Origin of the sequence: Pseudodesulfovibrio sp. lm2024 (genome assembly GCF_051175575.1) — a bacterium.
Classification (GTDB): Bacteria; Desulfobacterota; Desulfovibrionia; order Desulfovibrionales; family Desulfovibrionaceae; genus Pseudodesulfovibrio; species Pseudodesulfovibrio caledoniensis.
In genome coordinates, this window is sequence record NZ_CP195092.1 from 704,551 (window position 1) to 715,347 (window position 10,797).

The window sequence follows — 10,797 nt, forward strand, 5'->3', positions numbered from 1 at the left end:
CTACCTCCTTCCGAACGGCTTGGGCCGGATGCGTTCGAGCACCGGGGTGAACAGGTTGGCCAGCAGGATGGCGAAGGGCACGCCGTCCGGGTACGCGCCGAAGGTCCGGATGATGATGATCAGCACGCCGGTCAGGATGCCGAAGAGCAGCATGGGCACCTGCCGGTTGGGGCTGGACGGCCCGTCCGTGGCCAGGAAGAAGGCCCCGAACAGGGTGGACCCGGTCAGCAGGTGGAAGGCCGGAGAGGCGTAGATGGACGGATCGAGCCAGTGGAACAGGAAGGCGGTCAGGGCCGCGCCGCCGATGACGCCCACCGGGATGATGGACGAGATGTGCTTGCGCATGATCAGGAGCATGCCGCCCAGGAGCACCCCCGCGATCTGGACCGCGCCCAGGCCGCCGAGCTGCTTGCCCAGGAAGAGCTGCCGGGTGTCGGTGATCTGGACCGCGTCCAGCCCGAAGTTCTTGAGCTGGGCCAGGGGGTAGGTCAGGTCCGTGGCCAGCATGGAGGCATCCACGTCCATGTATGCGGGCCAGGAGATGCGGCACACGGCCCAGCCGATGAGCGGGGCGCAGAACGGGCTGCCGCCCAGCGGCCCGAAGACCATCTTGCCGAGCACGATGGAGGCCGCGCTGCCGAAGGCCGCCAGCCACCAGGGGGCCGAGGCCGGAAGCAGGAAGGCGAAGGACAGGCCCACGGTGAAGGCGTGCAGGTCGTGGACATCGGTCTCCCGGTCCATGAAATAGTCGCAGGCCATCTCGGCCAGCACGGCGGCGGCCATGGACAGGGCCATGACCCGCACGGCGGCCATGCCGAAGGTCATGGCCGCCATGACGGCGGCGGGCAGCATGGCCATCAGTATCATCAACATCCGGTCCCGCACGGTGGTGCCGCAGTGGCGGTGGGGCGGGACCGAGACGGTCAGGGCAAAGGGGTTGAGGGGTTTCACGACTGGGTTTCCTCCCCGGACTGGGCTGCGGTCTTCGCCAATTCGCTCTTGGCGAGCCGGATGTATTGGAGCATGGGGCGGCGGGCGATGCAGAAGTAGCCGCACAGGCCGCATTCGAAACAGGCGTCCACGGCCTCGGCCTCGGCCTTGGCGTATTGGCCGAACTCGGCGTAGCTGGTGATCATGGACGGGTCGAGGCGGGCCGGACAGCGGCGCACGCATTCGCCGCAGCCCACGCAGCCCGCGTCCACGGCCACCGGGGCCGGGTTGCGGACCAGGCCCACGGCCGTGGTGGCGCGGTCCACGCCCTGGCCGGGCGAGGCGGCCGCCGTGCCGCGCAGCACGCCGCCCAGGACGATGCGGTCGCCGTCGCGGATGGTCTCGCCGTCGTTGGTCAGGATCTCGCCCACCGGGGTGCCCAGGGTGATCAGCCGGGCCGAGTTGCCCACGGTGACCATGGTCTCCATGACCGGCAGGCCGGTGTCCATGATCAGCCCGGCGTGGAAGACCGTCTCCAGGCCGATCACCAGGGTGTTGTCCGGCATCTCGATGCCGGTCACCGCCTTGGCCACCAGGGGATCGAGCGCCTGGGGGTACTGGTCGGACAGGACCTTGACCTCCATGCCCGGCAGGCTCTCGCGCACGCCCCCGGGCACGGCCAGGAAGACGTCCACGGGCACGATGCCCCGGACCAGGGCCTCGGCTCCGGCCGTGAGGATGTCGCGCTTCTCGGCCAGCAGCGTTCGCCGGGAGCGCAGGTTCGGCTCCTCGTCCATGGCGTTGATGATCAGGGTATCCACCTGGTCGCAGGCCGGGACGTCGGCCCCGAGCTCGCGCAGCCGGGTCAGGATCTCCGGGCCGCTCAGGCCGTCCAGGACCTCGGGCACCACGGTCGCGCCCTCGGTGGGGTCGATGCGGATGCGGTACGGGTCCACGTGTTCCACGGTCCCGGCGCAGGGCGCGTGGATATCGCCCCTGCCCGGCGCGGACGCGGTGGCGATGCGTTCGCCGCGTTTGACCTCCTGGCCGCAGGTGACCAGCGGGCAGTGCCGGGCCAGGTTCATCTCCGCCTTGGCGGCGGGTGTCTCTTGAATCGTCATGTTCCGTCTACCTGCTGATGTGGCATTGGTTGCAGTGGTCCGGGCCGTAGGGGCCCGCGCCCATTTCCTCGTGGCAGGACATGCACTGGTCGTGGAAGGCGTTCATGCGCGGCAGGACCAGTTCCCTGGTCTCGGCCTCGTGGCACTGGTTGCAGGCCGAGAAGTCGCCGTCGTAGTCGGTCATGTCCTTCTGGATATGGCAGGACTTGCAACTGGACAGCCCCTTGTCGAACATGTCCTCGTGGCACTGGCCGCAGCTTTCGTGACCGGCCTCGCGCATGGACAACAGCTCGTCCGTGCTCTTTTCCGCATGGCAGTTGGTGCACTTCTGCGGTTCGGGCTCGATCTCCTTGCCGTGGTGGCAGTCCGAGCAGTCCGAGGCGTATTCTGTATGGGCCTCGTGGTCGAAGTTGATCTTGTCGTATTCCACGTGATGGCAGCGCACGCAGTAGGATTCGTTGGGGAAGGAATCCACGTGGTTGTCCACGAAATTTTCATCGAAATCGTTGGGATGGCAGGAGCCGCAGGCCAGGGCCCCGTCCTCGGGGGTGACGATGGGCTGGGCCTTGTCGTGGTGGCAGCGGGAGCATTCGATCTGGTAGTCCCTGTGGTGGACCAGGTGGGAGAAGATGACCTTGCCCCCGTTGTTCTCGAACAGGATGCGCACGGGCATCGGCTGCGACTGGCCGGATCGGACATAGCCGACGATGGCCACCGCCAGGAGCACGATGGTCGCCGCCAGGACCGGAAATATCTTCGATTTTGAACGCATCTTTCCTCTCCGCCGCACGTGTGACGGCAGCTCCGGGTGGTTACAGGTGAAGGGTCATGTCAATCCGCGGGCGGCCGGAGCCGCCCGCGGGGTTTTTGTCGTTACTTGGGAATGACCGCCCAATCCGGCACGATGTTGAGGTCCACGCCCCACAGCACGGGGAGGATGTAGACCACGAAGGCCGTGATCAGGATCGTTCCGAATATGTTCAGCCAGACGCCTGTCTTGGCCATCTGCTTGATGGTCACGCATCCGCTGCCGAAGATGACGGCGTTGGGCGGCGTGGCCACCGGGAGCATGAAGGCGTAGGAGGCCGCCACGCACGCGCCCACGATGGTCGCGAACGGGTGCACGCCCATGGCGATGGCCGCCGAGCCCATGATGGGCACGAGCAGGGTGGCGGTGGCCGTGTTGGAGGTGATCTCGGTCAGGAAGATGGTGATCAGGACCACAGCGCCCACGAAGATGATCATGCTCGTGCCTTCCAGCGCGCCGAGCTGGCCCGCGATGTAGGCGGCCAGACCGGTTTTGGCGAAGCCGTTGGCGATGGCCAGGCCGCCGCCGAAGAGCAGGATCACGTCCCAGGGAATCTTCACGGCGGTCTTCCAGTCCAGGAGGAACTCGCTCTTCTTGAAGTTCACGGGGATGGCGAACAGAATCAGCGCGCCGAAGATGGCGATGGTGGCGTCGCCGATGTACTTGAAGTGGGGCATGATGCCCAGGACGAAGGAGGATTTGGCCATGAAGCCGCGCGCCAGCCAGAAGGCGGCCATGAAACAGCCCACGACCACGATCTTCTTTTCCGCGCTGGACATGGGGCCGAGCTTCTTCACTTCGTCGTTGATGATCTTGGCGCCGCCGGCCAGCTCCATGCCGCCCGTGGGGAACAGGATCTTGGTCAGCAGGACCCAGGCGAAGGCCATGGTGATGACCGCCAGGGGCACGCCGAAGAGCATCCACTGGCCGAAGCCGATCTGCACGCCGAACATCTTCTCGACCATGCCCGCCATGACGGTGTTGGGCGGGGTGCCGATGATGGTGGCCACGCCGCCGATGGACGCGGCGTAGGCGATGCCGAGCATCAGGCCGCGGCCGAAGTTGAACTCGGGGCCGACGTTGATGCTGCACTCGCGCAGGTGGTCGGAGTCGAATCCGGTGGCCTGCTGGATGACGGCCAGCCCGATGGGCACCATCATCATGGCCGTGGCGGTGTTGGACACCCACATGGACAGGAAGCCGGTGGCGACCATGAAGCCCATGGTCATGCGCGCCGGGCTCGTGCCGATGGCCTTGATGGTGTACAGGGCCACGCGGCGGTGCAGGTTCCACCGCTCCATGGTCACGGCCAGGAAGAAGCCGCCCATGAACAGGTATATCAAATGGTTGGCGTACGGAGACGTGGACGCCGCGGACTTCATGACGCCCAGTATGGGGAACAGGGCGATGGGCAGCAGGGAGGTGGCCGGAATGGGGATCGCCTCCGTGATCCACCAGATGGCCATCAGCGCGGTGACCGCCGCCACGCGCCACGCCTCGAGCTTCATGCCTTCGGGAGCCGGGATGAGCAGCATGGCGACAAACACGATGGGTCCCAGGAAGAACCCTATTTGTTTGCCCTTGTTGGAATCAGCCTGATCAGACATTTTACACTCCTCAATTAGAACGTTTTCACCTCGGAAAGGACCGCAACCCCAGACGACGCTGAGTAAAGACCGGGCGGAGCACCCCGCTCCGCCCGGAACTTATTTATATTCCAAGATGATAGGTTTCGACGAAGGCGCTGACGCGCTTGCCGGACTCGGCGATGCGCTTGCTCAGCGAGGACTTGTACTCGTCCAGGTCGAGCTGCTTGCGGGCCACGCCCTCCTCCATGGCGGCCTTGGCCACGGCCACGGAGACGTACTCGATGAGCCGCAGGTCCAGCGCCTTGGGGATGACGTAGTCGGGCCCGAACTCGAGCTTGTCCACGCCGAACGCCTCGCAGACGTATTTCGGGGCCTCGGTCTTGGCCAGGTCGGCCAGGGCCTGGGCGGCGGCCAGCTTCATGCCTTCGGTGATGGCCGTGGCGCCGCAGTCGAGCGCGCCGCGGAAGATGAACGGGAAGCCGAGCACGTTGTTGACCTGGTTCGGGAAGTCCGAGCGGCCGGTGCCCATGATGCAGTCCGGGCGCGCCTCCTTGGCGTCGTCGTAGGTGATCTCCGGGTCCGGGTTGGCGCAGGCGAAGATGATCGGGCAGTTGTCGGACATGGACTTGACCATCTCCTTGGAGACGACGCCCGCCTTGGACAGACCCAGGAAGCAGTCCGCGCCGACCATGGCCTCGGCCAGGGAGCCGTAGGCCTTTTCAGTGGCGTACTGCTGCTTGAACTCGTTCAGGTCGGTGCGGGACTTGTTGATGTGTCCCTTGGAGTCGAACATGGCGATGTTTTCGAACTTCACGCCCATGTTCCGGTACAGGTTGGTGCAGGCGATGGCCGCCGCGCCCGCGCCGGAGATGACCACGCGCATCTGCGCCGGGTCCTTGCCCGAGATCTCAAGCGCGTTCATCATGCCGGCAGCGGTGACGATGGCCGTGCCGTGCTGGTCGTCATGGAAGACCGGGATGTTCATTTCCTTTTTCAGCTTCTCTTCGATGTAGAAGCATTCCGGGGCCTTGATGTCTTCGAGGTTGATGCCGCCGAAGGTCGGCTCCAGCGCCTTGGTGACCGCGCACAGTTCGTCGGGGTCGGTCACGTTGAGGTTGATGTCGTAGACGTCCACGTCGCCGAAGACCTTGAACAGCACGCCCTTGCCCTCCATGACCGGCTTGCCGGCCAGGGGCCCGATGTTGCCCAGGCCGAGCACGGCGGTGCCGTTGGAGACCACGGCCACGAGGTTGCCGCGTCCGGTGTACTCGTAGACCAGTTCCGGGTTCTCGTGGATCGCCTTGCACGCCTCGGCCACGCCGGGGCTGTAGGCCATGGACAGATGCTTCTGGGTCTTGCACGGCTTGACCGGAACGACCTCGACCTTCCCTTTCCTGCCATGGGAATGGTAGTTCAGGGCCTCCTCTTTGGTGAATAATGCCATTTCGTATCTCCTTGATGGTTGTGCGTTATTCGATGCCCGCGGCCTTGCGGTCGGGCACGGCGTACAGTTCGCCGCCGTGGGAATCGTTGATGACGAGCAGGGGGAAGTCCTCGACCTTCATCTCGCGGATGGCCTCGGGGCCGAGCTCGTCGAAGGCGATGACGTTGGACTCCACGATGGAGTTGGACAGCAGCGCGCCCGCGCCGCCGGTGGCGCCGAAGTACACGGCGGTGTAGTCCTGCATGGCCTGGCGGGTGGGGGCGTCGCGCTTGCCCTTGCCGATGGTCGCCTTGAGCCCCAGGGAGTAGAGGCGCGGGGCGTAGGAGTCCATGCGGTAGGAGGTGGTCGGTCCGGCCGCGCCGATGGGGCGGCCCGGAGGGGCCGGGGAGGGGCCGACGTAGTAGATGGCCGCGCCCTTGAGGTCGAACGGCAGTTCCTTGCCCGCGTCGAGCAGGTCCACCAGCTTCTTGTGGGCCGCGTCGCGCGCGGAGTAGATGGTTCCGGTCAGGAAGACCACGTCGCCCGCCTTGAGCTGGGCGATGTCCGCGTCGGTCAGCGGAGTATTCAGTTTGTATTCTGCCATTAGAGTACGACCTCCTCGTGCCGCTGGGAGTGGCACTGCACGTTGACCGCCAGGGGCAGGCTCGCCAGGTGGCACGGTTCCATGGTGATCTTCACGCCGAGCACGGTGGTCTTGCCGCCCAGCCCCATGGGGCCGATGCCCAGGGCGTTGATGGCGTCTTCGAGTTCCTTTTCCTTGGCCGCGACGTCCGGGTCCGGATGGGTGTCGTCGAGCTTGCGCAGCAGACCGCGCTTGGCGATCTTGGCCGCGTGCTCGAAGGTCCCGCCGATGCCCACGCCGATGACCGTGGGCGGGCAGGGGTTGGGGCCCGCCTCGGCCACGCGGTTGATGACGAACTTCTTGATCCCCTCCCAGCCCTGGGCCGGGGCGAGCATGGTCACGCGGGACATGTTCTCGGCGCCGCCGCCCTTGGCCATGTAGGAGATCTTGAGCTTGTCGCCGGGCACGAAGTCGAAGTGGATGATGGCCGGGGTGCCGTCGCCGGTGTTGGCCCGGGAGAGCGGGTCGCAGGCGGACTTGCGCAGGTAGCCGTCGGCGTAGCCCTTGCGGGTGCCCTCGTTGATGGCGTCGCGCAGGTTGCCGCCTTCGATGCGCACTTCGTCGCCCACTTCCACGAAGTAGACGGCCAGTCCGCAGTCCTGGCACAGGGGCAGCTTGGTGTCGAAGGCCAGGTCCGCGTTCTCCAGGAGCTGGCGGATCACTTCCTTGGCCGAGGGGCTGGTTTCCTCGGCCATGGCCTTTTCGAGCCGGGCGCGCACGTCGGCGGGCAGCTCGGTGTTGGAACTGACGCACATCTTGGCGACGGCGTCGACGATGTCGCTGGTCTTGATGGTACGCATGCTATTTCTTCCTGAAGATCTGCTTCATTGCGGTGATGCCCATCTTGCGGCGCAGGAAGCCGAGCTGGTTCTGCAGGGGCAGCCCCTTGGGACAGACGTCTTCGCAGGCCAGCAGGCCCATGCAGCCGAAGATGCCGTTGTCGTTGCCGATGACCTCGAAGTATTCGCGGTCCGTGCGCTCGTCGCGGGGGTCGACCACGAAGCGGGCGATGCGGTTCAAGGCCGCCGCGCCCATGAAGTCGTCGCGCAGCCGCGCGGTGCCGCAGGCCGAGATGCAGCAGCCGCATTCGATGCAGCGCTCCAGCTCGTAGATCTGCTCGGCCACCTCGTTGTCCATGCGCTCCTCTTCCCGGGCCGGGTCGAAGACCTTGTTGGTGTGCACCCAGGACTCGGTCTTGGCGTACATCTCGCGGAACCAGACGCCCGTGTCCACGGACAGGTCGCCGACGAGCTTGAAGACCGGCAGGGGGTGCAGGACGATGTGGCCGGGCTGGTCCTTGGTCTTGGTCTGGCAGGCCAGGCCCGGGCGGCCGTTGATGACCATGGCGCACGCGCCGCAGATGCCCGCCCGGCAGCAGAAGTCGAAGACCAGGCTCGGGTCCTGCTCCTCGCGCAGCCGGTTCAGGGCGATGAACAGGGTCATGTTCGGCGTCTCGTCCAGGATGAATTCCTGCATGTGCGGGACGTCGCCCTTCCTCTCGGGATTGTACCGGAATATTTCGAATTTCAGTTGTCTACCCATGATATGTTCCTTTCTTGACCGGGTTACTTCTTCTTCCCGATTTCGGTGACGGGGCTCTTCACGGTGCGCTCCTTCACGTACTTCTCGTCAGCCGGGATGATCTTGCCGCCGCCGTAGCCGCGGTCGCCCGGGGGCAGTTCGAACAGCGGGGTGGTGTCCTCGTACTTGAGGTCGGGCATGTCCGCGCCTTCGGGCCAGTAGGCCAGGGTGCGGTTGAGCCACTCGGCGTCGTTGCGCTCGGGGAAGTCCTCGCGGTTGTGGGAGCCGCGCGATTCGGTGCGCATCAGGGCGGCCTGGGCGATGCACATGGCCAATCTGACCTGGCCCTCCAGCTTCATGGCCGCGGCCAGCTCGTGGTTGGCCCCCACGCCGTCGGAGACCAGGCCGACCTTGCGGGCCTTTTCCATGGTCCCCTGCAGGGTCTGGACGCACTCCTCCAGGCCTTCCTTGTTGCGGAAGACGAAGCAGCCCTTCATCAGCGCTTCCTGCATCTCGTTGCGCACCTCGTAGACGTTCAGCTTGCCGTTGCGGCCGTGGGTGAGGTCGTGGATGCGCTCTTCCTGGCGCTTGACCTCGGCGTTGATCGCCTTGGTGTCGAAGGTGGTCTCGTAGCCCTTGAGGAACTCGACGATCTTGGCGCCGATGATGCCGCCCGCGACCACGGTCTCGGCCAGGGAGTTGCCGCCCAGCCGGTTGAAGCCGTGCATGTCCCAGCAGGCCGCTTCGCCGGCGGAGTACAACCCCTTGAGGCCGTAGACCGCGCCGTCCTTGTCGGTCCGGATGCCGGCCATGGTGTAGTGCTGGGTCGGGCGCACGGGGATCAGTTCCACGCGCGGGTCCACGCCCAGGAAGTGGTGGCAGATCTCGTCCACTTCGCGCAGCTTGGTGGAGATGTGCTTGTCGCCGAGGTGGCGGATGTCCAGCCAGAGGTGTTCGCCGTAGGGGGACTTCACGCCCTTGCCCGCGCGCATGTGCTCGGTCATCCGGCGGGAGACCACGTCGCGCGAGGCCAGCTCGGCCTTTTCCGGCTCGTAGATGTGCATGAACCGTTCTTCGTTGACGTCGAGCAGCGTTCCGCCGTCGCCGCGGCAGCCCTCGGTGACCAGGATGTCGGTGGGCACGATGCCGGTGGGGTGGAACTGGATGGATTCCGGGTTGCCTATGGGCACCAGCCCGGTCTCGTGGGCCAGGATGTGGCCGCCGCCGTCGCAGATGACCGCGTTGGTGGTGGCCTTGTAGATGCGCCCGAAACCGCCGGTGCAGATGGCCGTGGCCTTGGCCAGGTGGACTTCAAGCACGCCGTTGCGCAGGTCGCGGACCACCGCGCCCATGCACTTGTCGCCGTCATGGATCAGGGAGATCGCTTCCTTCTTGTCGAACACGTCGATGCCGAGTTCGGCGCAGCGGTTGTCCATGGTGCACATGACCGCGTGCCCGGTGCCGTCCGAGGTGTAGCAGGTGCGCCACTTGGCCGTGCCGCCGAAGGAACGGGCCGTGATCAGCCCCTCGTTCTCTTCCTTTTCGTACTTTTCGAATTTCTCGCCGCCCTTGAAGTAGAAGGACTGGCCGGGCACCACGCGGTTCCAGGGCACGCCCCAGGCCGCCAGACGGCGCATCTCGATGGGCGCGGCGTCGGCGAAGAGCCGGGCGACCTCCTGGTCGCAGCCCCAGTCCGAGCCCTTGACGGTGTCGATGAAGTGGACGTCCGGGTTGTCGCCCTCGCCCTTGGCGCAGTTGCCGAGCGCGGCCTGCATGCCGCCCTGGGCGGCCGAGGAGTGGGAGCGCCGGGCGGGCACGATGGACAGGCAGGTGGCCTTGAAGCCGTTCTGGGCGGCCTCGCAGGCCACGCGCTCGCCGGACAGTCCGGCGCCGATGACGAGCAGGTCGGAATAGAATGTCTGCATGGAGTTCTCCTCGTTAGCTCAGCGTTATGAAGCGGATCAGGGTGATGACGCCGATGACCATGAAGATGGAGAACAGGGTCGTCTCGAAGCGCTTGAAGCCCTTCCGCTGTTCGGATTTCACGAAACCCCACTTCACGGCGATGCGGTAGAAGCCGACGCTGACGTGAAGCTCCACGCTGGGAAGGAGGATCATGTAGAAGAGGAACCACCAGAAGTGCTGCATGCGCGCGGCGGACTTGGCGGCGGTGATGGGCAGGTCGTTGAGCACGACCCACATGTGGATGGCGCCCAGGATCAGGATGATCATGGCGGTCGCGGCCTGGACGACCCACAGCCAGGTGTCGCGGTGCTTCATCATCTTGGCGTGGGCCCAGATGGTGCCCTGCCCCTCGGCGCGGAAGGGAATCTTGCGTGCGGCCAGGGCGAAGTGGACCAGGAAGGTCAGAAAGATCAGCGGTCCGCCGACCTGGGCCATGTAGGTGGCCTCGAAGAAGCCGGCGATGGCGTTCATGACGCTCGGGGAAATGACCACCGAAGACACGAGCAGCATGTGACACCACATGAAAAGGATCAGGCTTGCTCCCGTCAGCATCTGCAGCCAGTCGAGGGCGGCATCGGTGAGGGACACGCCTGGGACGGATGTCGTAAAGGTTTTCATCATTCTTCACCTGTTGTTCATGATTGATACGATTTGAAAGAACCCCTGCCTCTTCCGTCGCGCCGCGCGCGGAACGCGTTTTCCGGATCGGTCCGGTACACGCGTTCCCCGGCGGCTCGATGCGCTTGCCGAGATCCCCAAGAGAGAACCTCCCCAATACATCGTAAATGGATCGCAAC

10 protein-coding genes are annotated in these 10,797 nt (G+C 65.4%); all 10 read right to left on the reverse strand.

The window, feature by feature from the left end; genetic code table 11:
• Positions 1-951, reverse strand: a complete 951-nt coding sequence (locus tag ACR42D_RS03180; RefSeq protein WP_484565417.1) for an RnfABCDGE type electron transport complex subunit D — start codon at positions 949-951, stop codon at positions 1-3.
• Entirely contained in the window at positions 948-2,051 is a 1,104-nt protein-coding gene (locus ACR42D_RS03185; protein ID WP_484565418.1) for a 4Fe-4S dicluster domain-containing protein, read from the reverse strand. The genes ACR42D_RS03180 and ACR42D_RS03185 overlap by 4 nt, the downstream gene beginning before the upstream one ends.
• A 7-nt stretch (positions 2,052-2,058) precedes the next feature.
• Positions 2,059-2,823 carry a cytochrome c3 family protein gene (locus tag ACR42D_RS03190; RefSeq protein WP_484565419.1) on the reverse strand — a complete coding sequence of 255 codons (765 nt, stop codon included), beginning with the start codon at positions 2,821-2,823 and terminating at the stop codon, positions 2,059-2,061.
• Positions 2,824-2,924: 101 nt separating this feature from the next.
• Positions 2,925-4,466: an SLC13 family permease gene (locus ACR42D_RS03195; RefSeq protein ID WP_484565420.1), complete on the reverse strand. Its 1,542-nt coding sequence runs from the start codon at positions 4,464-4,466 to the stop codon at positions 2,925-2,927.
• 103 nt (positions 4,467-4,569) lie between these two features.
• Positions 4,570-5,892, reverse strand: a complete 1,323-nt coding sequence (locus tag ACR42D_RS03200; RefSeq protein ID WP_484565421.1) for a malic enzyme-like NAD(P)-binding protein — start codon at positions 5,890-5,892, stop codon at positions 4,570-4,572.
• Positions 5,893-5,917: 25 nt separating this feature from the next.
• Positions 5,918-6,475: a Fe-S-containing hydro-lyase gene (locus ACR42D_RS03205; RefSeq protein WP_484565422.1), complete on the reverse strand. Its 558-nt coding sequence runs from the start codon at positions 6,473-6,475 to the stop codon at positions 5,918-5,920.
• Positions 6,475-7,314, reverse strand: coding sequence for a fumarate hydratase (locus tag ACR42D_RS03210; RefSeq protein ID WP_484565423.1), 840 nt, complete (start codon positions 7,312-7,314; stop codon positions 6,475-6,477). Before ACR42D_RS03210 ends, ACR42D_RS03205 begins: the two co-directional genes overlap by 1 nt.
• Position 7,315: 1 nt before the next feature.
• Positions 7,316-8,056 (reverse strand): fumarate reductase iron-sulfur subunit, encoded by a 741-nt coding sequence (locus ACR42D_RS03215; protein WP_484565424.1) that lies wholly within the window; start codon positions 8,054-8,056, stop codon positions 7,316-7,318.
• Positions 8,057-8,079: 23 nt separating this feature from the next.
• Positions 8,080-9,960, reverse strand: coding sequence for a fumarate reductase flavoprotein subunit (locus ACR42D_RS03220; RefSeq protein WP_484565425.1), 1,881 nt, complete (start codon positions 9,958-9,960; stop codon positions 8,080-8,082).
• Between the two features lie 13 nt (positions 9,961-9,973).
• Positions 9,974-10,618, reverse strand: coding sequence for a succinate dehydrogenase/fumarate reductase transmembrane subunit (locus ACR42D_RS03225; protein ID WP_484568433.1), 645 nt, complete (start codon positions 10,616-10,618; stop codon positions 9,974-9,976).
• Between the last annotated feature and the right edge of the window lie 179 nt (positions 10,619-10,797).

Bases quoted from the DNA above. Each gene is read 5' to 3' on its own strand.
- ACR42D_RS03220 (WP_484565425.1), bottom strand. From the start codon at position 9,960: ATGCAGACATTCTATTCCGACCTGCTCGTCATCGGCGCCGGACTGTCC.
- ACR42D_RS03215 (WP_484565424.1), bottom strand. From the start codon at position 8,056: ATGGGTAGACAACTGAAATTCGAAATATTCCGGTACAATCCCGAGAGG.
- ACR42D_RS03200 (WP_484565421.1), bottom strand. From the start codon at position 5,892: ATGGCATTATTCACCAAAGAGGAGGCCCTGAACTACCATTCCCATGGC.
- ACR42D_RS03195 (WP_484565420.1), bottom strand. From the start codon at position 4,466: ATGTCTGATCAGGCTGATTCCAACAAGGGCAAACAAATAGGGTTCTTC.
- ACR42D_RS03225 (WP_484568433.1), bottom strand. From the start codon at position 10,618: ATGAAAACCTTTACGACATCCGTCCCAGGCGTGTCCCTCACCGATGCC.
- ACR42D_RS03205 (WP_484565422.1), bottom strand. From the start codon at position 6,475: ATGGCAGAATACAAACTGAATACTCCGCTGACCGACGCGGACATCGCC.
- ACR42D_RS03185 (WP_484565418.1), bottom strand. From the start codon at position 2,051: ATGACGATTCAAGAGACACCCGCCGCCAAGGCGGAGATGAACCTGGCC.
- ACR42D_RS03190 (WP_484565419.1), bottom strand. From the start codon at position 2,823: ATGCGTTCAAAATCGAAGATATTTCCGGTCCTGGCGGCGACCATCGTG.
- ACR42D_RS03210 (WP_484565423.1), bottom strand. From the start codon at position 7,314: ATGCGTACCATCAAGACCAGCGACATCGTCGACGCCGTCGCCAAGATG.